The following is a 25,684-nucleotide window of genomic DNA, read 5'->3' on the forward strand; positions in this document are numbered from 1 at the left end:
GACACCGCTCACACCCAGGAGGAACGTCGTGGCCATCTCCGACGTCAAGGAGTTCGCCCACCTCACCGAGGCCGACGTGGAGGCGATCGGGCACGAGCTCGACGCGATCCGCGCCGACGTCGAGGAGCGTCGCGGCCAGCACGACGCCGACTACATCCGCACGATGATCACCTGGCAGCGGCGGCTGAACGTCGCCGCGCGGGTCACGCTGTTCGGCAGCCGGATCCCGCCGCTCTGGCTCGCCGGCACCGCCATGCTCTCGGTCGCGAAGATCCTGGAGAACATGGAGATCGGGCACAACGTCATGCACGGCCAGTGGGACTGGATGAACGACCCGGAGATCCACTCGTCGACGTGGGAGTGGGACAACGTGTGCCCCGCCGAGCAGTGGCGGCACTCGCACAACTACCTGCACCACACGTACACGAACGTGATCGGCAAGGACAAGGACGTCGGCTACGAGATCCTCCGGGTCCGCGCCGACCAGCCCTGGCACCCCGCCTACCTGGGGCAGCCGTTCTGGAACGTCCTGCTGATGCTGCTGTTCGAGCACGGTGTGTCGCTGCACGACCTCGACGTCGACGGCCTGCTGAAGATGCAGCTGGAGGACCCCGAGGAGTTCCGCCGCAAGCTGCTCGACGTCGGCCGCAAGCACGCCCGGCAGATGCGCAAGGACTTCCTGCTGTTCCCGCTGCTCACCGGCCCCGCCGCGGTCTCGACGCTGACCGCGAACGCCACCGCGAACGTCGTCCGCAACATCTGGTCCTACGCGATCATCTTCTGCGGGCACTTCCCCGACGGCGCCGAGGTCTTCACCGAGGAGGAGTTGGAGGGGGAGACGCGCGGCGAGTGGTACCTGCGTCAGCTGCTCGGCTCGGCCAACTTCACCGGCAACCGCCTGATGCACGTCATGTCCGGCAGCCTCGGTTACCAGATCGAGCACCACCTGTTCCCCGACCTGCCGTCGAACCGGTACCCGGAGATCGCGGTGAAGGTCCGGGCGCTGTGCGAGAAGTACGACCTGCCCTACACCACGGGCCCGTTCCCGCGGCAGTTCTGGCAGGCCACGCGGTCGATCTGGCGGCTGTCGCTGCCCGCGCGCGGGATCCGCGAGTCCGAGCACCGCCGGGAGCGCCGCGGGCTGCGGCGCCGCCCGGCGGCGGCCCGGGCGGCCTGACTCAGCGCGCTCGCGGCCGCCGTCCGGCGGCCGCGAGCGACACCGCCAGTACCGCGACGAGCACGAGCATCCCGGCCGGTGCCAGCACGGCCCAGGGGGCGCGCTCGACGTAGGGCATGCCGTCGGCCAGCAGCCGTCCCCACTCCGGGCTCGGCGGCTGCGGGCCGAGGCCGAGGAACCCGAGCGAGGCCAGCGCGAGCGCGGTGCCCGGCAGCCGCAGCACCGCGTGCCGCACCAGCGGGCCGGCCGCGGCGGGCAGCACGTGCGCCCCGAGCGCGCGGGCGGGCCCGACGCCCAGCACGGGCAGCACCCGCACGTGCGGCTGCGCCCGGATCTCGGCCACCAGCGACGCCGTGTGCGCGGCCAGCGGCGCCCAGCTCACCAGGGCGACGCCGACCGCGGCCCCGACGGCCGAGGGGCCGAGCACCGCGGCGACGACCAGACCGGCGAGCACCGGCGGCGCCGCGTTCGCGACCTCGGCGAACCCGGTCGCGATCCGTGGCGCCAGCCCGATCAGCACGCCGACGACCAGCGCCACCAGCACGACCAGCAGCGCGGTCCCCGTGGTGAGCAGCGCCCCGTGGGCGACCCGGGCGAGCAGGTCGCGCCCGACGGCGTCGCTGCCGAGCGGCAGGGCCGCCGAGGGCGACGCCAGCCGCGGGTGGGCGGAGGTGAACGGGTCGCGCGGCAGCCCGGCGAGCACGACGAGCGCGAGCACCCCGCCCGCGACCCCGGGCACGACCCAGCGGGAGCGGCGCACCGCCGTCACCGCGGTGGGGACGGGTACGTCACCGGTGCGGGCGGCCCGGCCGAGCACCGCCCGGCGGGCGGCCCCCGCCCCGGCGCCGGCGAGCACCGCGACGGCGAGCAGGGCCAGCACCCCGCCCTGCAGCAGCGGCAGGTCCAGGGTGGCCGCGGCGCCGAGGGTCGTGCGCCCGAGCCCGGGCACGGCGAAGACCTGCTCGACGGCGACGGCCCCGCCGGTGAGCCCGACCAGCACCAGCCCGATCTGGGGCAGCACCGGCGCGGTCGCGCGGCGCAGCACCGCCGCGGCGGTCCGCCGGCGGGCAGGCCCAGCGCCAGCGCGGGCAGGACCGCGTACCGCGGGCCCGCCCAGCCGTAGGGTGGCAGCCAGCCGAGCCAGACCGCGACGACCACCAGCAGGAACGTCGCGAGCAGGAACTCCGGCAGTGCCGTCAGCGCGGCGCCGGCCGCACCCGAGCCCCCCGCCGTCCCGGCGCGCGCGCCGCGCACACCGCGGCGCAGGGCCGGGACGACCAGCACCGCCGCCACCAGCGCGGCGACGACGAGCGCGAAGCCCACCAGGGTCAGCGACACCCCGAGCCCGGACAGCACCAACCCGAGCACCGGCGCACCGGAGGCCCACGAGGTGCCCAGGTCCCCGGTCGCGACACCGGACAGCCAGCGTCCGACGACCACCCACGGCCCGGCGTCGAGCCCGAGCTCCGCGCGGATCGAGGCCAGCGCCGCCGGCGTCGCCTCCTGCTCGGCGGAGCGGGCCCGCAGCACGGCGAGCTCGGGGGAGCGCTGCGACAGCCAGGGCAGCACACCGACGCCGGCGACCACCGCGGCCCCGGCCAGCACCCGCGACAGCGCGACGACGGCGCCGTCGCGCGGTCCGGACCGCCGCGGCCGGACCGGCGCCGGGACGGCCACCGCGGTCACGGCGCCCCCAGCACCGTGTCCGTGGTGACCAGATCGCGTTCGCGGGGGTCGCGGGCGACCCCGTCGACGCGCGCGGACTCGCCCTGGATCACCCGCTCGTGCAGCAGCGGGACGGCGGCGTCGGCGGCGAGGACGGCGGCCTCGGCGCGGGCGGTCGCGGCGCGGCGCTCCGGTCCGGCCTCGGTGCCCGCGGCGCGCTCCAGCGCGGCCTGCACACCCGGATCGCAGAACTGGGAGATGTTGAACCCGCCGCCGCAGCCGAAGTCGCTGGCCAGGTAGGCGACGGGGTCGCCGGAGTCGAGCACGGTCGCGCGGGACAGCACGAACGCGTCGAACGCGCCGTCGAGCGCGTCGGCCTCGATCGCCGCGTACTCGCGCACGTCCTGGGTGACGACGAACCCGGCCGCCTCCAGCTGCTGCTCCAGCAGCACCGCGACCTCGGGCAGCTCGCTGCGGTCGGTGAAGGTGCCCAGCGTGATCGGCACGCCGCGCACCGCGGCGGGCGCGGGGCGGGCGGCGAGCGCCTGCGCGTAGGAGGGGTCGTCGCGCAGCGGCGCGGCCCACGGCAGCGCGGGCCCGAGCAGGCCCTGCGCGACGTCGGCGCGTCCCTCGTAGGCGCTCGCGACCAGTGCGGCGCGGTCGACGGCGGCACGGGCGGCGGCGCGCACGGCGGGGTCCGCGAACGGGCCGCGGGCGGTGTTCAGGTAGAGCGTGTTGGTGCGCGGCATGGGGACCTCGTGCACCAGCGCGGGGTCGAGCAGCGGGTACTGGCCGGGCGGGACGGCCTCGACGACGTCGGCGGTGCCGGTGCGCAGCGCCGCCGCGCGGGCGGTGCCGTCCGGGACGAAGGTGACGTCGACGCCGGCGACGCGGGCGGGCTCGCCCCAGTAGCCGTCGTGGCGGTCGAGGGTGGCCGAGGTGGTGCCCTGCACCGCGGTGAGCCGGAACGGGCCGGAGCCGTGCCCGACCGGGTCCACGCGGTCCCCGGTGTAGGCGGCGGGGGCGAGCACGGACAGCTGCGGGCTGGACAGGCGCTGCGGGACCAGCGGGTCGGCCACGCCGGTGGTGACCAGCACCGCGTCGTCGCCGTCGGCGCGGGCGGCCAGGTCGACGCCGTCGAGGATCCGCGGGGGCGGCGAGGCCCGGGTCGCACGGGTGAGCACGTCGGCGACGTGCGCGGCGGTCAGCGCGGTGCCGTCGTGGAAGACGACGTCGTCGCGCAACGTGAACCGCCAGGTCGTGGGGTCGACGCGGGACCAGGAGGTGGCGAGCATCGGCAGGGCGTCGCCGGCGGCGTCGAGCTGCACCAGGGTCTCGGCGGTGCGCCAGCGGGACAGCTTGAACGCGTCGTCGCTGAAGGGGGTCAGGCCGGAGCGGGGCGGCTGCAGCATCGCGACGGCGACGCGGTCGCCGACCGCGCCCGTCCCGCCGGTCTGCGGTGGGGCGGCGAAGCATCCGGTGAGCAGCAGCGCGGACGCTCCGAGCGCGAGGGCTGCCGCGATGCGGCGGGGTCGGGACACAGGTGTCCTCCGGGTTCGTGGGTGGCGGGACGGTTCAGACGGACAGGGGCGCCGTGGCGCCGACGAGCGCGGCGACGGCGGGGTGCTGCGGCGCGGCGAGCAGCTCGGCGGTCGGCCGGTCCTCGACGACCAGGCCGTCGTGCAGCACGACGGTGCGCGGGCAGAGCGCCGCCGCGACCGCCAGGTCGTGCGACACCAGGAGCAGCCCGGTGCCGCGAGCGGCGCAGGTGTCGGCGAGCAGGTCGACGACCTGGTCGCGCAGCGCCGGGTCGAGCCCGCTCACCGGCTCGTCGGCGAGCAGCAGGCGCGGCCCGACGACGAGCGCGCGCGCCAGCGCGACCCGCTGGGCCTGGCCCCCGGACAGCTCGCCCGGACGCCGGTCGGCCAGCGCCGCGGGCAGGCCGACGTCGTCGAGCGCGGCCGCGGCCGCACGGGTCTGCCCGGCCGCGGACCGGGTGGCCGGGCCCCCGAGGCGGCGCAACGGTTCGGCGACGAGCTCGCGCGCGGTCATCCGTGGGTCGAGCGACCCGGCGGGATCCTGCGGGACGTACTGCACGGCGCGGCGGAAGGCACGCAGCCGCCGCACGGGTCCGGGACGGACGTCCGCGCCGTCGGCGGTGACCGACCCCGCGTCGGCGGGCTCGAGGGCGAGCAGGATCCGGAGGAGCGTGGACTTCCCCGCCCCCCGACGTCCCGGCCAGGGCGACACGCTCGCCCGCGTGCACGGTGAGGTCGACCCCGCGCAGCGCGGCCACCGGCGCCGGGCGACGTCGTCCGGGCCCGGGGTGGACGCGGTGCAGGCCACGGGCGACGAGCAGCGGACGACCGGGACCGGGGGACGCCGCGGGAGCGGGCCGGGGAGTGCGCGCCGGGAGGGGGGCGGGATCGACGACGCGCCCCTCGCGCAGGTGCACGGCGCGGTCGCAGAGCTCGTGCGCGGCGGCGGTGTCGTGGCTGATGAACAGCAGAGCGGTCCCGGTGCCGGCCAGGCCGGACGCCAGCAGGTCGAGCACGCGCCGCCGGTTGACCGGGTCCAGGGCCGTGGTCGGCTCGTCCGCGACCAGCAGGTGCGGGCGGCAGGCCAGGGCGAGCGCCAGCTGCACGCGCTGGCGCTGCCCGCCGGACAGCTCGCCGGGATGCCCGCCCAGGACGCGGCCGGGGTCCTCGATGCCGGTCGCCGCGAGGGCCTCCCGCAGGGCCCCGGGCCGGTCGTCACCCCCGTTGGCCCGCACCGCGGCCCGCAGCTGGGTCCCCACCGCCACCAGGGGGTTGAGCGCGGTGCGGGTGTCCTGCCCGACGGCCGCCAGCCGGACCGCGCGGTCCCGCCGCGCGGCCGTGACCGCGCCCACGTCGGTACCGCCCAGCAGGACGCGGCCCCGCAGCGACGCGACGGCGGGGAGGCGCCCGAGCACCGCGGCAGCGGTCAGGGACTTGCCGGACCCCGACGGGCCGAGGAGCGCGACCCGCTCACCCGGTCCGACCCGCAGGCCCACCCCGTCGACGACGTCGCGACCGCCGACGGTGACCGTCAGCGCCTCGATCGCGAGCAGGGGGGTGGCGGAGCCGGGTCCGTCCGAGTGTGTCGACATCACCGGAACGATAACCACGACGGTTATCGTTTGTCCCCGATGTCCCGATCACACGCGCCGGCCCGGTCCCGGACGGGGTGCGACGACGCCGCGCCTGCGGCCCGTCGGCCCGTCGTGCCGGGGTGGCGGCGCCACGAGCCCGCTGACCTGCGGCGATGCGGAAAACCGACCCCCCTGTGAACGGCGTCCGACGGACCGTGTAACTTTCTTTCCGTCAGCGAGTGAGCCGGACAGAACGGGCCCTGAGAGGCCCGGTCAACAGGCCCCGCGGACGGCGACCCCCGGTGGTTCACCGAGTTTCTCGGTGTGGTTACCTTTGTGGGTCAAGGCGATCCGTCTTCAGGATCCTGCTTCCTTGTTGGGGGTGGGTGAGTGTGGTGCGGGTGTCTTTTGAGAACTCAACAGTGTGTCGAGCTATTTTGATTCGGTTTGGCGTTTTGTGCCAAATTGTTTGTTTGGTTGCAGCATTCGATCCCGTCGGGTGTTGTGGCTAGTTGTTTGTTGCAAGTCAGGGTTTTGTTGGAGAGTTTGATCCTGGCTCAGGACGAACGCTGGCGGCGTGCTTAACACATGCAAGTCGAGCGGTAAGGCCCTTTCGGGGGTACACGAGCGGCGAACGGGTGAGTAACACGTGGGTGACCTGCCCTCCACTCTGGGATAAGCCCGGGAAACTGGGTCTAATACCGGATAGGACCACTGATCGCATGGTTGGTGGTGGAAAGTTTTTTCGGTGGGGGATGGGCCCGCGGCCTATCAGCTTGTTGGTGGGGTGATGGCCTACCAAGGCGGTGACGGGTAGCCGGCCTGAGAGGGCGACCGGCCACACTGGGACTGAGACACGGCCCAGACTCCTACGGGAGGCAGCAGTGGGGAATATTGCGCAATGGGCGGAAGCCTGACGCAGCGACGCCGCGTGGGGGATGACGGCCTTCGGGTTGTAAACCTCTTTCGCCAGGGACGAAGAGCGATTGACGGTACCTGGAGAAGAAGCACCGGCCAACTACGTGCCAGCAGCCGCGGTAACACGTAGGGTGCGAGCGTTGTCCGGAATTATTGGGCGTAAAGAGCTCGTAGGCGGTGTGTCGCGTCGGCCGTGAAAACTTGGGGCTTAACTCTGAGCGTGCGGTCGATACGGGCATCACTTGAGTTCGGCAGGGGAGACTGGAATTCCTGGTGTAGCGGTGAAATGCGCAGATATCAGGAGGAACACCGGTGGCGAAGGCGGGTCTCTGGGCCGATACTGACGCTGAGGAGCGAAAGCGTGGGGAGCGAACAGGATTAGATACCCTGGTAGTCCACGCCGTAAACGTTGGGCGCTAGGTGTGGGGACCATTCCACGGTTTCTGTGCCGCAGCTAACGCATTAAGCGCCCCGCCTGGGGAGTACGGCCGCAAGGCTAAAACTCAAAGGAATTGACGGGGGCCCGCACAAGCGGCGGAGCATGTGGATTAATTCGATGCAACGCGAAGAACCTTACCTGGGTTTGACATGCACCAGACATCCCTAGAGATAGGGCTTCCCTTGTGGTTGGTGTGCAGGTGGTGCATGGCTGTCGTCAGCTCGTGTCGTGAGATGTTGGGTTAAGTCCCGCAACGAGCGCAACCCTTGTTCCATGTTGCCAGCACGTAATGGTGGGGACTCATGGGAGACTGCCGGGGTCAACTCGGAGGAAGGTGGGGATGACGTCAAGTCATCATGCCCCTTATGTCCAGGGCTTCACACATGCTACAATGGCTCATACAGAGGGCTGCGAGACCGTGAGGTGGAGCGAATCCCTTAAAGTGAGTCTCAGTTCGGATCGGGGTCTGCAACTCGACCCCGTGAAGTTGGAGTCGCTAGTAATCGCAGATCAGCAACGCTGCGGTGAATACGTTCCCGGGCCTTGTACACACCGCCCGTCACGTCACGAAAGTTGGTAACACCCGAAGCCGGCGGCCCAACCCTTGTGGAGGGAGCTGTCGAAGGTGGGACTGGCGATTGGGACGAAGTCGTAACAAGGTAGCCGTACCGGAAGGTGCGGCTGGATCACCTCCTTTCTAAGGAGTCCCATCATGTGATGGGGCGCCACGATACTCTGTGAGTTCTGCTCATGGTGAGTCTGTGGTTCCTTCATTGAATCGCATTTGCGGCCTCGTTCGTGGGTCGGGTGCGTTGGGTGGAACGCAGTACGTCGGACCGTTTGGCTTGGCACACTGTTGGGTCCTGAGAGGACACCTTGTGGTTCTTCGGAGCTGGGGTTGTTTTCTTTGGCCGCTCTGGTTGAGGGCTTCCTAACGCCTGCGTGTGTGGGTGGTGGTTGTTTCTTGGTTGGGTGTGGTTGTGGGTTGAGTGTTGCATAGTGGATGCGAGCATCTTGTTGTGGTCAAGTTGTTAAGAGCACATGGTGGATGCCTGGGCATCAGGAGCCGATGAAGGACGTGGGAGGCCGCGATAGGCCTCGGGGAGCTGTCAACCGAGCTGTGATCCGAGGGTGTCCGAATGGGGAAACCCAGCGCCCGTCATGGGGCGTTACCCGTACCTGAATTCATAGGGTGCGTGGAGGGAACGTGGGGAAGTGAAACATCTCAGTACCCACAGGAAGAGAAAACAATAGTGATTCCGTGAGTAGTGGCGAGCGAAAGCGGAAGAGGCTAAACCGTGTCCGTGTCAAGCCGGCAGGCGTTGCGGGTGCGGGGTTGTGAGACGTGTCGTTCATCTTCTGCCGAGGGTGGGACAGCAAGTGCCTGTGTTAGCGGAACGACTCTGGGATGGTCGGCCGTAGTGGGTGATAGCCCCGTACGCGAAAACACTGGGTTCTGTTGTGGGCGTGTTCTCGAGTAGCAGCGAGCCCGTGAAATTTGCTGTGAATCTGGCGGGACCACCCGTCAAGCCTAAATACTACCTGATGACCGATAGCGGACAAGTACCGTGAGGGAAAGGTGAAAAGTACCCCGGGAGGGGAGTGAAATAGTACCTGAAACCGTGTGCTTACAAGCCGTCAGAGCCTTTCGGGGTGATGGCGTGCCTTTTGAAGAATGAGCCTGCGAGTTATGCTTCGTGGCGAGGTTAACCTGTGTGGGGTAGCCGTAGCGAAAGCGAGTCCGAATAGGGCGCCATAGTCGCGGGGTGTAGACCCGAAGCGGAGTGATCTACCCATGGCCAGGGTGAAGCGTCGGTAAGACGTCGTGGAGGCCCGAACCCACCAGGGTTGAAAACCTGGGGGATGAGCTGTGGGTAGGGGTGAAAGGCCAATCAAACTTCGTGATAGCTGGTTCTCCCCGAAATGCATTTAGGTGCAGCGTCGTGTGTTTCTCACCGGAGGTAGAGCACTGGATGGCCTAGGGGGCCGACAAGCTTACCGAAGTCAGCCAAACTCCGAATGCCGGTGAGTGAGAGCGCGGCAGTGAGACTGCGGGGGATAAGCTTCGTGGTCGAGAGGGAAACAGCCCAGATCACCGGCTAAGGCCCCTAAGCGTGCGCTAAGTGGGAAAGGATGTGGGATCGCCCGGACAACCAGGAGGTTGGCTTAGAAGCAGCCACCCTTGAAAGAGTGCGTAATAGCTCACTGGTCAAGTGGTCCTGCGCCGACAATGTAGCGGGGCTCAAGCGCACCGCCGAAGCCGTGGCAATGACACTTAGGTGTTGTTGGGTAGGGGAGCGTCCTGCATCTGGTGAAGCCCGGGAGTGATTTACGGGTGGAGGGTGTGGGAGTGAGAATGCAGGCATGAGTAGCGAATGCAGAGTGAGAATCTCTGCCGCCGGATGACCAAGGGTTCCTGGGCCAGGTTGTTCCGCCCAGGGTGAGCCGGGACCTAAGGCGAGGCCGTCAGGCGTAGTCGATGGACAACGGGTTGATATTCCCGTGCTCGTGATAGTGCGTCCATGCCGAGGCTGGTGATGCTAACCATCCGAACCCACCTTCGTTCCTTCGGGAGTGTTGTTTGTGGGGGAGCGTGGGATCCGATCTGGTAGTAGGCAAGTGATGGGGTGACGCAGGAGGGTAGCTCCGCCACGCGGTGGTTGTCGTGGTGTAAGCCTGTAGCCCGAGTCCTAGGTAAATCCGGGGCTCATTTAAGGGTGAGAGGTGATGCGTAGCCGATTGAGGCGAAGAGGGTGATCCCATGCTGTCGAGAAAAGCCTCTAGCGAGTGCTGTTGCGGCCCGTACCCCAAACCGACACAGGTGGTCAGGTAGAGAATACCGAGGCGATCGAGCGAACTGTGGTTAAGGAATTCGGCAAAATACCTCCGTAACTTCGGGAGAAGGAGGGCCGGTTGTCTTGAGGCTCCTTGCGGGCTAGGGACGGCCGGTCGCAGAGACCAGGCCCAAGCGACTGTTTACTAAAAACACAGGTCCGTGCGAAGTCGCAAGACGATGTATACGGACTGACGCCTGCCCGGTGCTGGAACGTTAAGAGGACCTGTTAGCTCTTCGGGGCGAAGCGGAGAATTTAAGCGCCAGTAAACGGCGGTGGTAACTATAACCATCCTAAGGTAGCGAAATTCCTTGTCGGGTAAGTTCCGACCTGCACGAATGGCGTAACGACTTGGGCGCTGTCTCGACCACAGACTCGGCGAAATTGCACTACGAGTAAAGATGCTCGTTACGCGCGGCAGGACGGAAAGACCCCGGGACCTTTACTATAGCTTGGTATTGGTGCTCGGTTCGGCTTGTGTAGGATAGGTGGGAGACTGTGAAATCGCCACGCCAGTGGTGGTGGAGTCGTTGTTGAAATACCACTCTGGTCGAATTGGGTGTCTTAACCTCGGGCCATGATCTGGTTCAGGGACAGTGCCTGGTGGGTAGTTTAACTGGGGCGGTTGCCTCCCAAAGAGTAACGGAGGCGCCCAAAGGTTCCCTCAGCCTGGTTGGCAATCAGGTGTTGAGTGTAAGTGCACAAGGGAGCTTGACTGTGAGACTGACGGGTCGAGCAGGGACGAAAGTCGGGACTAGTGATCCGGCACCACCTTGTGGAAGGGGTGTCGCTCAACGGATAAAAGGTACCCCGGGGATAACAGGCTGATCTTGCCCAAGAGTCCATATCGACGGCATGGTTTGGCACCTCGATGTCGGCTCGTCGCATCCTGGGGCTGGAGTAGGTCCCAAGGGTTGGGCTGTTCGCCCATTAAAGCGGTACGCGAGCTGGGTTTAGAACGTCGTGAGACAGTTCGGTCCCTATCCGCCGCGCGCGTTGGAGACTTGAGGAAGGCTGTCCCTAGTACGAGAGGACCGGGACGGACGAACCTCTGGTGTGCCAGTTGTCCCGCCAGGGGCACGGCTGGTTGGCTATGTTCGGGAGGGATAACCGCTGAAGGCATCTAAGCGGGAAGCCTGTTCCAAGATGAGGTCTCCCACCACCTTCGAGTGGGTAAGGCTCCCAGTAGATGACTGGGTTGATAGGCCGGAGATGGAAGCCCTGTGAGGGGTGGAGTTGACCGGTACTAATAGGCCGAGGGCTTGCCACAACGAGTTGTTCGCATCCACTGTGTGACCCTGAGTCCACAACCGTCCATGTTCCCGGTGATCCGGGGATCGTGGGGTCGGTTTGTGTGCTCGACCCCCGCCTCTCGGGGTTTTCTGGGGGGTGGGGTGATAGTTGGATAGTGTTGTCGGTGGTCATTGCGGTAGGGAAACGCCCGGTCCCATTCCGAACCCGGTAGCTAAGCCTTCCAGCGCCGATGGTACTGCACTCGCCAGGGTGTGGGAGAGTAGGTCGTCGCCGACATTCAACTTTCATGGGATGTGCCCCGGACTGTCGAGTCCGGGGCATTTCTCATTTCCGGACTATTTAGCATCCGATGCGTGATGCCGGCCCGGCCGGGCATGAGTGTGTCTGTTTGTGGTCCCTGGCGCGGGTCCCCCGGGGCCGGTGGTCGGGGCCGTGGAGCTCTCTCGTGGGAGTCGCATTCGGTCCTGTCGTGCCGGTGGGGTCGGCGCAGTTCGCATGCCTTCCTGTGACCTCGCACCCTCTGCAGGGGCTGCGAGGTCGCAGAAAGGTGTGCGACGTGGGGTGCGAGGAGGGGGCCGGCGGGAACACCGGCCGCCGCAGGCGTCAGAGGTCGGCGCCCACGGCGTCGTCGACGCATGAGAAGCCGTCGGCGCGCAGCAGCGCCGCGAGCTCGCGGTGGCTGCGCAACGTCCTCACCGCGCATGTCGTCGGTGTCGGGACGCGCGGACGGAACACGGACGGGGGTCGGGTGGAACCGGACGGGCCTCGTGTACGACAGTGACGGTATGGACTGTCAGGGCTACCGCGAGGTGCTGTCCGCCCGTCTCGACGGTGAGGCGGGCGACGACGAGCGCGCGGCGGCCGAGGACCACCTCGCCGGGTGCGCGTCCTGCCGCGCCTTCGCCGACGGCGCCGACCGCCTCGGACGGCTCGCGCGGGTCGGTCCGGCGGATTCGGTCCCCGATCTCACCGACCGGGTACTCGCCGCGCTCGGCGTCTCCGCCCCGGCACCGGCACCACCGCTCCCGGCCGTCCCACGGCTGAGCTGCCTCGACGGCGGCTGCTGCAGCGGGTCGGCGGGACGTGCCCCGGTGGGCGCGGCGACCTCGGCCTGCGGGTGCGCGAGTACCTGCGGCTGCGGCTGCCAGCAGGGCGCGCCCTGCCGCTGCGCCGTGCGCGCCGCGTAGGGGAGAGGAGACGGCCGGTCCGGTGCGGCCGGAACCGCCGGGCGGCGGGCTCGCCGACCGGCACCCGGAGCCACCCCGTCGGTGGCGCCGCGGCCGGCGCGGTCGTGATGCAATGGCGGTCCCGACATCCCGGCACCGCAGTGACGACGAGGGAGCCGCATGAGCGCACCGCGTACGCCCGGCCCGGGCGCGCTGTCCCCGCAGGCGTCACCCGAGCTCGCCGACGAGCTCACCCGCATCGCATGGCGGGTCGACCGCTGGATCGACCCCGGCCCCGCCTCGGTCGTCGCCGGCGCGGGGGTCGCCGCCGTCGTCGCCGCCCTGCTCATGCCCTGGTCCACCCGCGGCGCCGGGTGGGAGGTCCTCGTCGGCCGGGCCGCGATGGGCCCGCTGCCGTGGCTGTTCACCGTGGTCGCGGTCGTCGCGGTGGGGGTGTCGGTGCTCGCCCTCCTGACCCGGTTCTGGCCGCTGGCCTGGACCGCGGCCACCGTCACCGGCGTCGGCGCGGTCACCGGGCTCTGGGCGGTGTGGTCGCGGCAGACCGCGGTCACCGGCACCGACGACATCGGGCCGGGCCTGATCGTCACCGTGCTCGGGGTGCTCGTGCTGTTCGGCACCTGGGCGCGCACCGTCGTCGCCTGCGGGCCGCGCGCCCCGCACGGCCCGCCCGCCTGACCCGGCAGGTCAGGCCACGAGCGCGGAGACCCGACGCGCGGCCAGGTCTTCCAGGACGCCGACGGCGTCCTCCACCGGCGGCAGCGCCAGCATCGCGCGCTGGGCCGAGCGCATCCGTGCGCGGACGTCGTCGTCGCCCAGGAGCCGGGTGCACGTCGCGGCGACCTCGGCGGCGTCGGGCGTGCAGTGCGCGCCCAGCCCGAGCTCGGCGATCCGGCGGGCGTTGTGCTCCTGGTCCCCGAACTGCGGCAGCACCGCCAGCGGGACGCCGTGCCGCACGGCCTCGCGGACGCCGTTGTAGCCGCCGTGGGTCAGGAACAGGTCCGCGACCTGCAGGAGCAGCGGCTGCGGCACCCACGGCGCGGGATGCACGTGTGCGGGCAGCGCGAGGTCGTCGACCGGCAGGCCGCCGGTGGACAGCACCACCTCGGCGTCGAGCCGGGACGCCGCCTCGGCCACCGTGCGCAGCGCGGCGTGCGGGTCGACGGGGGCGCGGCGCTCGGCACGCCCGGCCATCGCCGGCATCGCCGTCCCCAGCCCCGCGACGACCAGCGGCCGGCTCCCGGGCAGCGCGCCGACCCAGCCGGGCAGCGTCTCGCCGCGGGAGACCTGGTCGTCCTGGCGGAACGCCCGCGCCGGCGCGATCTGCGGCCCCGCCAGCGAGAACTGCGGCGGCATGCAGTCGAGCCGCCCCCACCGGTGCAGCGCAGCCGGGTCGTCCGGGGCGGCGAAGCCGAGCTCGTCGCGACGCTCCGCCAGCGCGTCGGCCACCACGTCCGGCGAGAGGACGTTGCCCGCACCCGACGGCGCCGCCACGCACGGCACCCCCAGGTGCTCGGCCACCAGGAACCCCGCGGTCTCGCCGCCGTCGCGCAGCACCAGGTCCGGCGTCCCGTGCGACTCCACCAGCGCGAGCAGCGCCCGGGCCGAGCCCGTCACCTGCGGACCGGCGAACAGGGTGGGCAGCAGCGCCGTCGTCACCTCGGTCGCGGTCAGCGTCGCCAGCGCGGCGGGCCCACCGAGCCGGGCGAGGGCCGGGCCGAGGTGCTCGGCGGAGTCGGCCATCGTCGCGAACACCTGCTCGACGACGACCGGCGCACCGTCGAACACCCCCGCGATGTCGGGCGGGCACGCCACCACGACCCGGTGGCCCGCGTCGCCCAGCGCGCGGGCGAAGGGGAGCACGGCCCGGCCGTGCGAGGGGGAACCGGTGACACTGCAGAGGACGAGCACCCGATCATGATCGACCCGATCGTTGCGGTAAGCAAATGATCAGGTGCGGGTCCAGCGGCCCAGCACCATCAGCGTCCGGGTCCCGGTGACCGTGCCGTTGCGCCGCAGCCGGTCGATCACCTCCTGCAGGTGCGCGAGATCGCGGACCCGGACCTGCACCAGGGCGTCGAGGTCACCGGCCAGGGTGTAGACCGCCTGCACCTCCGGCTGGCGCGACGCCGAGTCGACGATCTCCGAGACGCTCGCGGTGCCGGCGTAGCGGATCTCGCTGAACGCCTCGACCGGCCAGCCCAGTCTGGCGTGGTCGACCTGCACGGTGAACCCGGTGATCACCCCGGACTCGCGCATCCGGTCGACCCGGCGCTTGGTCGCGGCGGTGGACAGCCCGACCCGCTCGGCCATGTCGGCGTAGGTGCGGCGCGCGTCCTCGTGCAGCAACCGCAGGATCGCATGGTCCAGGTCGTCGACCTCGGTCTCGGGCACGGCACCTCCAGCGCAACGGATCCACGGTCTCGTGGCCTGCTGACGGTATCCGTTGCGTATCCGCGGCGATCGCTACCACAGGCATTGTGTCGGGGCCGTCGTCGCGCTGTCCTGGTGCGGACGCGCCGCCCGACTCGCCGAGGAGCCGAGAATGACCGTGCTGGACGACAAGTACCTCGCCGCCCACGGTCGGGCCCCGATGAGCGGGATCCAGGCGCTGGTCCGCCTCGTGCTCGAGCAGGCCCGCCTCGACACCGCCCGCGGGTTCGACACCGCCTCGTTCGTCTCCGGCTACCAGGGCTCCCCGCTCGGCACCTTCGACGCCGAGCTCGGCCGCGCCCGTGCCCACCTCGACGCCGAGCGCGTGGTCTTCCGTCCCGGGCTCAACGAGGAGCTCGCCGCCACCGCCGTCGCGGGCACCCAGCTGCTCGACGCCGTCCCCGGTCGCCGCCACGAGGGCGTCGTCGGCTGGTGGTACGGCAAGAACCCCGGCCTCGACCGGGCCGCCGACGCGATCCGGCACGGCAGCCTGGCCGGCACCGCACGGCTCGGCGGCGCCGTCGCCGTCATCGGGGACGACCCGTCCTGCAAGTCCTCCACCGTGCCCAGCTCCTGCGAGCCGATGGCGCAGTCACTGGCGATGCCGCTGCTCGCGCCCGGCTCGGTGTCCGAGGTGATCGAGTTCGGGCTGCACGCCGTGGCGCTGTCCCGGGCCACCGGCCTCTGGACCGGCCTGAAGATCATCGCCGACGTCGCCGACGCGTCCTGCACCGTCGACCTCGGTGCGCTGCGCCCGGAACTGCTCGGCGTCCCCGCCCCGCCCGCCACCGACCGCGCGCAGTCCGGCCCGCTCGTCGGTCCCGCCGCCGTCGAGGCCGAGCACGACCAGCTCACCCGCAGGCTCGACCTGGCCCGCCAGTACGCCCGCGAGACCGGGCTCAACCGCGTCACCTTCACCTCCCGCGACCCGCACCTCGCCGTGCTCGCCTCGGGGACCGGCTACGCCACCGTGCTGCGGGCGTGCGAGGACCTGGGCCTGGGCGAGGCCGAGCTCGACGCGCTCGGGGTACGCCTGATCCGCCTCGCCATGCCGTTCCCGGTCGACGCCGACGCGCTCGCCGGGCTCGTCGGAGGCTGCGCGGAGGTGCTTGTCGTCGAGGACAAGGTGCCGTTCCTGGAGGGCCACCTGCGCGACGCGCTCTACGGACGCGACCACCGGCCCACGGTCACCGGCCGCCGCGACGAGCGCGGCCGCCCGCTGCTCTCCGCCCGCGGCCAGCTCGGCGCCGAGGACGTCGCCCGTGCCCTCGCCGCCCGGCTCACCGCCGCCGGGCGGATCCTGCCCGCCGCGGCGACCGCGCACCTGGAGCGCCTCGCACCGCCCAGGCCGTCGCGGATCGGGCTGGACCTGCTCGGGAACCGGACGCCGTACTTCTGCTCCGGCTGCCCGCACAACACCTCCACCCGCACCGGCGACGACACGCTCGTCGGGGTCGGGATCGGCTGCCACGCGATGATCGCCCTCGACGGCGAGCACCGCGGCCACCAGATCGGGCTGACGCAGATGGGCGGCGAGGGCGCCCAGTGGATCGGCCTGGCCCCGTTCACCGACGACCGCACCCTCGTCCAGAACCTCGGCGACGGCACCTTCCACCACTCCGGCTCGCTCGCGATCCGCGCCGCCGTCGCCGCCGGGGTCACCATGACCTACAAGCTGCTCTACAACGACGCCGTCGCCATGACCGGCGGGCAGCGCGCCGAGGGCCGGATGAACGTCCCCGACATCACGCGCTCGCTCGCCCTCGAGGGTGTGCGCCGGATCGTCGTCACCACCGACAGCCCGCGTGACTACCGCGGCATCGCCCTCGACCCGATCGCGAGCGTGCGTCACCGCGACGAGCTCCCCGCGGTCGAGGAGGAGCTGAAGGCCCTCGACGGCGTCACCGTCCTGATCCACGACGACCGCTGTGCCGCCGAGGAGCGCCGACTGCGCAAGCGCGGGAAGCTGCCGGCCCCGGCCGAGAAGGTGCTGATCAACGAGCGGGTCTGCGAGGGCTGCGGTGACTGCGGCGAGGCGTCCACCTGCCTGTCGGTGCTGCCGGTGGAGACCGAGTTCGGTCGCAGGACCGCTATCCACCAGGCGTCCTGCAACACCGACTACTCCTGCCTGAAGGGCGACTGCCCGTCGTTCCTCACCGTGGTGCCCGGCACCCGGCCCCGCCGGGAGATCCCGGCGCTGCCGGTCACGCTCGTCGCCCCCGAGCCGCGGGTCGACCCGGACGCGACCCTGATCCGGATGCCGGGCATCGGCGGCACCGGTGTCGTCACCGCCTCGGCGATCCTGCAGATGGCCGCCCACCTCGACGGGCTCTTCGCCGCGGGTCTGGAGCAGGTCGGGCTCGCGCAGAAGGGTGGCCCGGTCGTCTCGGACGTCCGGATCTCCAAGCAGCCCCACCACGGGATCCTGCGCGCCTCCCGCGGCACCGCCGACGTGCTGATCGGGATGGACCTCGTCGGCACCGCCTCCGACGCGACACTCGCGGTCGCCCGGCCCGGACACACCGTCGCCGTCGTCAACACCTCGCTCGTACCGACCGCGGCCATGGTCATCGGCCGCGTCGTGCTGCCCGGCTCCACCGACGACGCCGTCGAGCGGATCGGCGCGGTCACCCGGGACCTGCTCGCCGTCGACGCCCAGACGCTGTCCGAGGCGCTGTTCGACGACCACCTCCCGACCAACATGCTGCTGCTCGGTGCCGCCTACCAGCACGGGGTGCTCCCGGTGTCGGCCGAGGCGCTGGAGGAGGCGATCCGGGTCAACGGCGCGGCCGTGGAGACCACGCTGACGGCGTTCCGCTGGGGCCGGGCCGCCGCGATCGACGCCGCCGCCGTGCACAGCGCGCTCGTCACCCCGCAGCCGGCCCCGGTCGCCGTCGACGAGGCGTCCGCGGCGCTGGCCCGCTCGATCGCCGCGGGCACCGGGTTCACCGACCTGCTCGCCACCCGGATCGCCGACCTCACCGGCTACCAGGACGCCGCCTACGCCCACCGCTACGCCGAGGAGGTCCGCCGGGTCGCGGCCATCGCCGCCGCGCGGGCCGGGGACACGGTCGGTGAGCGCGTCGGCGCCGCCTACGCCCGCGGCCTGCACCGGCTCATGGCCTACAAGGACGAGTACGAGGTCGCCCGGCTGCACCTGGACCCGGTGGAGACCGCCCGCCGCGACGCCGCGTTCGGGTCCGACGCCCGGGTGTCGGTGATGCTGCACCCGCCGGTGCTGCGCGCGCTGGGGATGAACCGCAAGATCGCTCTCGACGGACGGCTGGCCGCGCCCGCGTTCCGGGCACTGCGCGCGGCCCGGAGGCTGCGTGGCACCCCGCTGGACGTGTTCGGCCGGGCCGGGGTCCGCCGCGTGGAGCGTGAGCTGGTGGGGGAGTACCAGACACTGGTCCGCGCGGCGCTCGACCACCTGGCACCCGACACCGTCGAGGCGGTGGTCGAGGTCGCCGGGACCGCGGAGCTGGTGCGCGGCTACGAGGACGTCAAGCTCGGCAACGTCGAGCGGTTCCGCGAGCAGGCCCGGGCCGCGCTCGATGCCCTGACCGGCTGACTCTCAGCGACTCGCGCGGGCGGGTCTCAGGCACCCCTCAGCGTTGCGGCGCACAATCGCCCGCGTGGGGGAACGCCTGATCGCACAGCACTGGAACGACCGTCTCCGGGAAACCCGCACCCCGAGGCGGTGGCGGCGCCCGGAGCCGTCGGTGCTGCGGCGGCTCGCGATCGGGATCCTGGCCGGCGGGCTCGTCCTCGCCGGGTGCTCGGCGCCCGCCGCGGTCGGCGTCGCGGCGGTCGCCTCCGTCGTGCCGCCGGGTACGACCGGCGACCTGCCGAGCGCCGCGGCGCTGCCCGCGGCCACCGTCCTCACCGACCGCGACGGCACCCCGATCGCCTACCTCGACGAGCAGTATCGGATCCCCGTGTCCTACGACCGGATCGCCCCGGCGATGGTCGCCGCGATCGTGGACGTCGAGGACCGCCGGTTCTTCGACGAGTCCGGGGTGGACCCCGTCGGCACCCTGCGCGCGCTGGTCACCGACGCCGCGGGCGGCGCGGTGCAGGGCGGCTCCACCATCACCCAGCAGTACGTGAAGAACTGGCTGATCGACGTCGTCGACCGCGACGACCCCGCCGCCCAGCGGGCCGACCACGCCGACACCCCCACCCGCAAGATCCGCGAGGCGGTGCTGGCCCAGCGCCTGGCGCACGGCACGTCCAAGCAGGACGTGCTCGCCGGGTACCTCAACACCGTCGAGTTCACCGGCAACGTCTACGGCGTCGAGGCCGCCGCCCGCGCCTGGTTCGGCACCGACGCCGCGCACCTCACGGTCCCGCAGGCCGCGCTGCTCGCGGGCGCGGTCAACAACCCCACCCTGTTCGACCCGTTCCGCCACCCGCGGGCCGCGACCGACCGGCGCAACACCGTGATCGCGGCCATGCGCGACGCCGGGTCGCTCACCCCCGCCCAGGCCGCCGAGGCCACCGCCGCGCCGCTCGGGGTGCGCGCCGGCGGGCCGCAGGTCCCCGGGCACAACTGCTACGGCGCCACCGACGGCGCCGGGTTCCTCTGCAAGTACGCGGTGTCCGAGCTGGAGCGGGCCGGGTTCACCGAGCAGCAGCTCGACACCGGCGGCTACACGATCCGCACCACCCTCGACCCGGCCGCGACGGCGTCGGCGCAGCAGGCGGTCGACACGAACGTGCCGCGCACCCAGGACGGCGTCGCCAACACCCTGGCGCTGATCCGGCCCGGCCACGGCGACGCCGCCACCGGCGACCACCAGATCCTCGCCATGGTCGCCAACCGGCGGCCCGGCACCGACGCCACGGCCGGCGACACCACCCGCGACCTCGTCGCCGCGCCGTCGAACGTCTTCGGCGCCGGGTCCACCTTCAAGATCTTCACCACCGCCGCGGCGCTGGAGGCGGGCACCGTCGGCTACGACAGCACGCTGCCCGACCCGGCGTCGGCGTGCTTCCCCGGCGCCGGGAGCAGCTGCTACCCCGTCAGCAACGACACGCCGGACTACCCGGACCCGATCCCGCTGCCCGTCGCGCTCGCGACCTCGCCGAACACCGCGTTCGTCGACCTGGAGGAGCGCACCGGCATCGCGAAGGTCGTCGACATGGCGCGCCGGCTCGGACTGCGCGACACCCTGACGTCGAACGCGGCGGGCGGGACGCCGGACCCGTCGTCGCCGGACGCGCGGATCTCCCAGCCGCAGTCGGCCTTCTTCGCCGACCTGCCGTCGTTCACCCTCGGGGTCAGCCCGGTGTCCACCCTGGAGATGGCGAACGTGGCCGCGACCGTCCAGAGCGACGGCGTGTGGTGCGCCCCGGACGCCGTGCTGTCGGTGACCGACCGGGACGGCGCCGCGGTGCCGGTGAACCGGCCCGCCTGCGAGCAGGCCGTCGCCCCCGGGATCGCGCACACCCTGTCCGCCGGGCTCGGCGGGGACACCGTGTCCGGTACCTCGGCGGCCGCGGCGCGGGCCGCGGGCTGGACGCGGCCGACCATCGGCAAGACGGGTACGACCAACGCCTCGGAGTCGGTCGCGTTCGTCGGGGGCACCGGGGGCATCGACGGCGTCGCCGGGTCCTCGATGGTGTTCGCCGACGGCCCGAACCCGTCCGAGATCTGCCCCGGGGACCCCGTGCACCTGGGCGACTGCGAGCACGGCGCGTTCGGCGGGACCGTCGCGGCGCCGCCGTTCTTCGCGGCCGTCGACCCGCTGGTCGCCGGGCGGGCCGACGTGCCGCTGCCCGACCCGGACCCGGCCTACCTGCAGCCCCGCAACGGGTGACCGGGCCTACTTCAGCAGCTTCTGGACCTCGCGGAAGCGCGGATGCGCGGCGTCGCGCAGCCACTCGAACAGCACCATCTCCGAGGTGACGATCTCGGCTCCGGCCGCGCGGGCGCGCTGCAGCGCCAGCTGCTCGTCCTCGACGAAGCGGGAGCCGACCGCGTCGGCGACGAGCACCACCCGGCGGTCGTCGGCGAGCAGCTCCAGCACGGTCTGCAGCACGCAGACGTGCGCCTCCACCCCGGCGACGACGATCTCGCTGCGGCCGGGCGGCAACAGCACGTCGTCGTCGGCGGCGAAGCGGGTCTTGGGCATCACCAGGTGCGGCAGCCCGGCGAGCCGCTCGACGGTCGGGCCCAGCTTCTCCGGGACCTGTTCGGTGGCCAGCACGGGGACCTCGAGCAGGGTCGCGGCCTCGGCGAGCCGGGCGGCCCGGGCGACGACCCGCTCGCCGTCGTGCATCGCGGGGACCAGGCGCTGCTGCAGGTCGACCAGCAGCAGGACGGCGTTGCCTGCGTTCATCAACACGCCTCCGACGGTACGGGCAACGCCGTCGCGGTCAGCTCCGCGACGCGTCGATCACCCGGTCCAGCACCGCCCGCAGCTCCTCCAGCTCGGGCAGCGGCATCCCGAGCCGCTCCACGATCGTCGGCGGGATCGCCTCGGCCCGCGCGCGCAGCGCCCGGCCCGCGTCGGTGAGGGAGACCGCCATCGTCCGCTCGTCGCCGGGGACCCGGCGGCGGTCGACCAGCCCGGCCGCCTCGAGGCGCTTGAGCAGCGGCGACAAGGTGCCCGGGTCGAGGGCGAGCGCGCGGGCCAGCTCGCCCAGCGAGCGGGGGGAGTGCTCCCACAGCGCGAGCATCACCAGGTACTGCGGGTGGGTCAGGCCCATCGGCTCGAGCAGCGGCCGGTAGAGCGCGATCACGTTGCGGGCCGCGACGGCGAGGGCGAAGCAGACCTGACGGTCGAGCCGCAGCAGGTCCCCGCCGGTGTCGCCGTCGGTCGCGGCACCGTCACCCGTGTCACCGTCACGCGTGTCACCCTCGTCCGGGGATGCGCTCGCCATGACGGACATCGTACATTGTTGGTGCACCAAGAATTGGGGGACCAACTGTGAACGAGCGGCCGAACCCACTGCGGTGGCTGGCCTACGTCTACGGCGCCGGGCTGCCCGCCCGGCACCGCGGCTGGGTGCTGCACGACGTCACGACCCGGACCTGGCAGCTGCGCCACCTCGTGCGCACCACCGTGCAGCTGCTGCCGGTCGGGGTGCTGCTGTACCTGCTCATCCCCGGCCCCGTGTACGTCCGGGCACTGTCGGTGCTGGCCGGGGCCATCCTCGGCTACTTCTACTCGGTGGCCTACATGTACGAGTCCGCCGAGCACCGCGTCGCGAAGGCCGGGTACCCGGTCGGGCACGCCGCGGCCGTGCGGGAGCAGGCCGACGCGGGGAATCGGGACGCGGCCCGGGAGCGCTACGAGCGGCGCTGGCGCGGCTGAGCCCGGGCGCACGGCAGGATGGACGCGTGCGCACCGTCCTCGACCTGCTCCGGCTGCTGGCCGACCGGGCCGACGGCGATGCCCGCGACGGTGAGCTGGACCGCGTCGTCGCGGAGCTGGCGGCCTCCGAGCCGGAGGCCGGCGCGCTGACCCTGCGGGTGCGGGCGGCGATGGACGCCGGGCGCCGCCGCGAGTCCGAGCTCGCCGCGCTGGTCGGCATCGCCCGCGACCTCGCCTCGGAGCCCGACCCCGGCTCGGTGCTGCAGGCGATCGTGCGCCGGGCCCGCGGGCTGCTCGGCACCGACATCGCCTACCTGACCCTGCACGACCCCGAGCGCGGGGACACGTTCATGCGGGTCACCTCCGGGTCGGTTTCGCACCGCTTCCAGTCGCTGCGGCTCCCGCTCGGGGCCGGGCTGGGCGGTCTCGTCGCGGCCAGCCGCACCCCGCACTGGACCGGCCGCTACGCCGGCGACGGCCGCTACCGGCACACCGAGGAGATCGACACCGCGGTCGCCGAGGAGGGCATCGTCGGCATCTGCGGCACCCCGCTGCTGGTCGACGACGAGTTCGTCGGCGTCCTGTTCGCCGCCAACCGGTCCGCCCGGCCCTTCACCGCCGAGGACGTCGCCCTGCTCGGCTCGCTGGCCGCGCTCGCCGCGGTGTCGCTGGTGCAGACCCGCCGCCTCGCCGACACCGCCACCACGCTGCGCGAGCTGCGCGGTGCGCACGCCGCGATCGCCGAGGCCGCCGACGCCCACGACCGGTTCGCCGGGGTCGTCCTGGAGGGCGGCGACGTCGGCGACATCGCCGAGGCGCTCGGCAGGCTGCTCGGCGGGTGGGTCGCGGTGCTCGACGGCGACGGCGCCACCGCCGCGGCCCACGGCCCGGTCCCGCCGGGCCTGGACGCCCGCGCCGCGGCCCGCCGCGCCGGGGAGCGCGACGGCGGCGGTCGCCCGGTGCCGGTGCCGTGCGCCGGCGGCGTCTGGGTGACCGCGGTGATCGCCGGTGGTCAGCGTCTCGGGACGCTGCTGCTCGGCGGGCTCGGCGCCGGGGACGCCCTGACCCCCGGCCAGGTCCGCACCGTGGAGCGGGCCGCGATGGTCACGGCGCTGGTGCAGCTGTTCGCCCAGCGCGCCGACGAGGCCGACCGGTCCGACCGCGCCGAGGCCCTCACCGAGCTCCTCGCCGCGTCCGGGGCCCCGCGACCGACGACGCTGACCCGGCTCGCCGCGCTCGGGGTGTCGCCCCGGCGGCCGCACGTGCTGCTGGTCTGCCGCTGCCATCCCGCCCGGCGACGGGCGCTGGCCCGGGAGGCGGCCGCTCTCGGCGGCCGTTCCGGGCTGGTCGGGGAACGGGACGGCGCGGTGGTCGTGCTGCTGCCGGGCACCGACCCGGCCGCGGCCGGTGCCCGGCTCGCGCGTCCGGCGTCGGAGCAGGACCCCGACGGGGCGGTGACGGTCGGCGGTGCCGGCCCGCTGCAGCCGGCCGACGGCGCGGACGCGGCGCTGGCCGAGGCCCGTCGCTCGGCGGAGGCGCTGGTCGCGCTGGACCGGGAGGGGGAGTGCGCGTCGGCGTCGGACCTCGGGTTCGCCGGGCTGCTGCTCGGCGAGCGCCCGGACGTCGCCGGGTACGTGCGCGGCATCCTCGGGCCCGTCGCCGAGCACGACGCGCGCCGCGGCAGCGAGCTGCTGCGCACCCTGGAGGCCTACTACGCCGCGGGTGCCAGCCCGACCCGGGCCGCGGCGGCGCTGCACGTGCACGTCAACACCGTGGCCCAGCGGCTCGACCGGGTCGCGTCGCTGCTGGGCCCGCGCTGGCAGGACCCGGACCACGGGCTGGAGCTGCAGCTCGCGTTGCGGCTGCACCGGCTGGGCACACCGCGACCGGAGGGGACACCGTGACCGACCGCAGCACCGACCCGACCACCGACCTCGGCACCGACCTCGCGGCCGTCGCGGCGGGGCTCGACGCCGAGGACCCGCTCGCCGGGTACCGCGACCGGTTCCTGCCCGCCGACGGCGTCGTCGCCTACCTCGACGGGAACTCCCTCGGTCGTCCGCTGCGGGCGACGGCCGAGCGGATGGAGCGGTTCGTGCGCGCGGACTGGGGCACCCGGCTGATCCGCGGCTGGGACGAGGGCTGGGTCGACCGGCCGCGCAGCCTGGGGGACCGGATCGGGGCGGCCGCGCTCGGTGCCGCGCCGGGGCAGGTCGTCGTCGCCGACTCCACGACCGTGCTGCTCTACAAGCTGGCCCGGGCCGCCGTCGACCACCAGGCGGCGGCGGGGCGCCGCGAGATCGTCGTCGACACCGACAACTTCCCGACCGACCGCTACGTGCTCGAGGGCATCGCCGCCGAGCGCGGCGCGGTCCTGCGGTGGATCACCTCCGACCCGGCCTCGGGCGTGACGCCCGAGCAGGTCGCGGCCGCCGTCGGGCCGGACACGGCGCTGGTGCTGCTGTCCCACGTCGCCTACCGCTCCGGGTTCCTCGCCGACGCGCCCGCGATCACCCGGACCGCCCACGACGCCGGCGCCCTGGTGCTCTGGGACCTGTCGCACTCGGTCGGGTCGGTCCCGGTCCGGCTCGACGCGTGGGGCGCCGATCTCGCCGTCGGCTGCGGCTACAAGTACCTGAACGGCGGCCCGGGCGCGCCGGCGTTCGGCTACCTCGCCGCCCGGCACACCACGACGCTGCGCCAGCCGATCACCGGCTGGTTCGGCCACCGCGCACCGTTCGCGATGGGGCCCGGCCACGAACCGGCGCCCGACGTGCGCGCCCTGCTGTCCGGCACCCCGCCGGTGCTGGCGTCGGTGCCGCTGGAGTGCGGGGTGGAGCTGCTGGAGCAGGCCGGGATCGACGCCGTCCGCGCGAAGTCGGTGCGGCTCACCGGGTTCGCCCTCGACCTCGCCGACACCCTGCTCGCGCCGTACGGCGTCACCGTGGCCTCACCGCGCGACCCGGACCGCCGCGGCGGGCACGTCACGCTGCGCCGCGAGGACCTCGCCCAGGTCAACGCCCGGCTGTGGGCGCGGGGGGTCATCCCGGACTTCCGGGCCCCGGACGGCATCCGGATCGGGCTCGCGCCGCTGTCGACCTCGTTCGCCGAGGTCCTCGCCGGGATGACCGCGCTCGTCGAGGAGGTCGCCCGATGAGCGACGGCCGCACGAACACCCGGCCGCCGAACCTCACCTACTTCCCCGAGCTCTGTGCCGTGCGGCCGACGATGTAGCGGGCCCTCACGGACCTGCGCGCGCCGCCGCGCCGACATCCCCGACCGGTACTGCCGAGGGATCGCGTGTCCCGGAAGTCCTGCCGGGACCCTCCGCGGGGTACGGGGGCGG

15 protein-coding genes, 3 rRNA genes and 1 pseudogene are annotated in these 25,684 nt (G+C 72.3%); 11 read left to right on the plus strand and 8 right to left on the minus strand.

The window, feature by feature from the left end:
• The first annotated feature begins 28 nt into the window (after nt 1-28).
• Nucleotides 29-1,177, plus strand: coding sequence for a fatty acid desaturase family protein (locus AC0GKK_RS23560; RefSeq protein WP_489882547.1), 1,149 nt, complete (start codon nt 29-31; stop codon nt 1,175-1,177).
• A 1-nt stretch (nt 1,178) separates the two neighbouring features.
• On the opposite strand, the gene AC0GKK_RS23565 is transcribed toward AC0GKK_RS23560, so the two are convergent.
• From AC0GKK_RS23565 to AC0GKK_RS23580, 4 genes and pseudogenes are all read right to left on the minus strand, one after another.
• Nucleotides 1,179-2,198 (minus strand): ABC transporter permease, encoded by a 1,020-nt coding sequence (locus AC0GKK_RS23565; RefSeq protein WP_489882548.1) that lies wholly within the window; start codon nt 2,196-2,198, stop codon nt 1,179-1,181.
• Nucleotides 2,199-2,859: 661 nt separating this feature from the next.
• Nucleotides 2,860-4,383, minus strand: a complete 1,524-nt coding sequence (locus tag AC0GKK_RS23570; protein WP_251786479.1) for an ABC transporter substrate-binding protein — start codon at nt 4,381-4,383, stop codon at nt 2,860-2,862.
• Nucleotides 4,384-4,417: 34 nt separating this feature from the next.
• Nucleotides 4,418-5,092, minus strand: coding sequence for an ABC transporter ATP-binding protein (locus AC0GKK_RS23575; RefSeq protein ID WP_489882549.1), 675 nt, complete (start codon nt 5,090-5,092; stop codon nt 4,418-4,420).
• A 391-nt stretch (nt 5,093-5,483) separates the two neighbouring features.
• Nucleotides 5,484-5,972, minus strand: a pseudogene (locus tag AC0GKK_RS23580) (ATP-binding cassette domain-containing protein); the annotation flags it as partial.
• Nucleotides 5,973-6,488: 516 nt separating this feature from the next.
• Here AC0GKK_RS23580 and AC0GKK_RS23585 point away from each other — a divergent pair.
• From AC0GKK_RS23585 to AC0GKK_RS23605, 5 genes are all read left to right on the plus strand, one after another.
• Nucleotides 6,489-8,008, plus strand: a 16S ribosomal RNA gene (locus AC0GKK_RS23585).
• 324 nt (nt 8,009-8,332) lie between these two features.
• Nucleotides 8,333-11,415 (plus strand): 23S ribosomal RNA (locus AC0GKK_RS23590).
• A 143-nt stretch (nt 11,416-11,558) separates the two neighbouring features.
• Nucleotides 11,559-11,675: ribosomal RNA gene (gene rrf, locus AC0GKK_RS23595) — 5S ribosomal RNA — on the plus strand.
• Together the 16S, 23S and 5S rRNA genes form the textbook arrangement of a ribosomal RNA operon.
• Nucleotides 11,676-12,184: 509 nt before the next feature.
• Nucleotides 12,185-12,586: a zf-HC2 domain-containing protein gene (locus AC0GKK_RS23600; protein WP_405416140.1), complete on the plus strand. Its 402-nt coding sequence runs from the start codon at nt 12,185-12,187 to the stop codon at nt 12,584-12,586.
• A gap of 159 nt (nt 12,587-12,745) precedes the next feature.
• Nucleotides 12,746-13,261 (plus strand): Rv2732c family membrane protein, encoded by a 516-nt coding sequence (locus AC0GKK_RS23605; protein ID WP_346106103.1) that lies wholly within the window; start codon nt 12,746-12,748, stop codon nt 13,259-13,261.
• Between the two features lie 9 nt (nt 13,262-13,270).
• Here AC0GKK_RS23605 and AC0GKK_RS23610 read toward each other — a convergent pair whose 3' ends face one another.
• On the minus strand, nt 13,271-14,494 hold the full coding sequence (locus AC0GKK_RS23610; protein WP_489882550.1) for a glycosyltransferase: 1,224 nt from the start codon (nt 14,492-14,494) through the stop codon (nt 13,271-13,273).
• 39 nt (nt 14,495-14,533) lie between these two features.
• Nucleotides 14,534-14,977 carry an Lrp/AsnC family transcriptional regulator gene (locus AC0GKK_RS23615; protein WP_179762271.1) on the minus strand — a complete coding sequence of 148 codons (444 nt, stop codon included), beginning with the start codon at nt 14,975-14,977 and terminating at the stop codon, nt 14,534-14,536.
• Between the two features lie 151 nt (nt 14,978-15,128).
• Between AC0GKK_RS23615 and AC0GKK_RS23620 the strand changes: the two genes are divergently transcribed.
• Nucleotides 15,129-18,587 carry an indolepyruvate ferredoxin oxidoreductase family protein gene (locus AC0GKK_RS23620; RefSeq protein ID WP_489882551.1) on the plus strand — a complete coding sequence of 1,153 codons (3,459 nt, stop codon included), beginning with the start codon at nt 15,129-15,131 and terminating at the stop codon, nt 18,585-18,587.
• 64 nt (nt 18,588-18,651) lie between these two features.
• Entirely contained in the window at nt 18,652-20,838 is a 2,187-nt protein-coding gene (locus AC0GKK_RS23625; RefSeq protein ID WP_489882552.1) for a transglycosylase domain-containing protein, read from the plus strand.
• Nucleotides 20,839-20,844: 6 nt separating this feature from the next.
• On the opposite strand, the gene AC0GKK_RS23630 is transcribed toward AC0GKK_RS23625, so the two are convergent.
• Nucleotides 20,845-21,360, minus strand: a complete 516-nt coding sequence (locus AC0GKK_RS23630) for an isochorismatase family protein (RefSeq protein WP_489884054.1) — start codon at nt 21,358-21,360, stop codon at nt 20,845-20,847.
• Nucleotides 21,361-21,397: 37 nt separating this feature from the next.
• Entirely contained in the window at nt 21,398-21,904 is a 507-nt protein-coding gene (locus AC0GKK_RS23635) for a MarR family winged helix-turn-helix transcriptional regulator (protein ID WP_405416150.1), read from the minus strand.
• Nucleotides 21,905-21,951: 47 nt separating this feature from the next.
• Here AC0GKK_RS23635 and AC0GKK_RS23640 point away from each other — a divergent pair, with 47 nt between their 5' ends.
• From AC0GKK_RS23640 to AC0GKK_RS23650, 3 genes are read left to right on the plus strand one after another with little or no spacing between them, the layout of a single operon-like run.
• Entirely contained in the window at nt 21,952-22,338 is a 387-nt protein-coding gene (locus tag AC0GKK_RS23640; RefSeq protein WP_224401945.1) for a DUF5313 family protein, read from the plus strand.
• 26 nt (nt 22,339-22,364) lie between these two features.
• Nucleotides 22,365-24,242 carry a helix-turn-helix domain-containing protein gene (locus tag AC0GKK_RS23645; RefSeq protein WP_489882553.1) on the plus strand — a complete coding sequence of 626 codons (1,878 nt, stop codon included), beginning with the start codon at nt 22,365-22,367 and terminating at the stop codon, nt 24,240-24,242.
• Nucleotides 24,239-25,495 (plus strand): kynureninase, encoded by a 1,257-nt coding sequence (locus tag AC0GKK_RS23650; protein ID WP_489882554.1) that lies wholly within the window; start codon nt 24,239-24,241, stop codon nt 25,493-25,495. The genes AC0GKK_RS23645 and AC0GKK_RS23650 overlap by 4 nt, the downstream gene beginning before the upstream one ends.
• The last annotated feature ends 189 nt before the right edge of the window (nt 25,496-25,684 follow it).

The sequence above is a fragment of the Pseudonocardia sp. P-1 genome (assembly GCF_058111925.1).

Coding starts and splice junctions, on each gene's coding strand:
- AC0GKK_RS23620 (WP_489882551.1), top strand. CDS start 15,129: ATGACCGTGCTGGACGACAAGTACCTCGCCGCCCACGGTCGGGCCCCG.
- AC0GKK_RS23600 (WP_405416140.1), top strand. CDS start 12,185: ATGGACTGTCAGGGCTACCGCGAGGTGCTGTCCGCCCGTCTCGACGGT.
- AC0GKK_RS23630 (WP_489884054.1), bottom strand. CDS start 21,360: ATGAACGCAGGCAACGCCGTCCTGCTGCTGGTCGACCTGCAGCAGCGC.
- AC0GKK_RS23635 (WP_405416150.1), bottom strand. CDS start 21,904: ATGGCGAGCGCATCCCCGGACGAGGGTGACACGCGTGACGGTGACACG.
- AC0GKK_RS23605 (WP_346106103.1), top strand. CDS start 12,746: ATGAGCGCACCGCGTACGCCCGGCCCGGGCGCGCTGTCCCCGCAGGCG.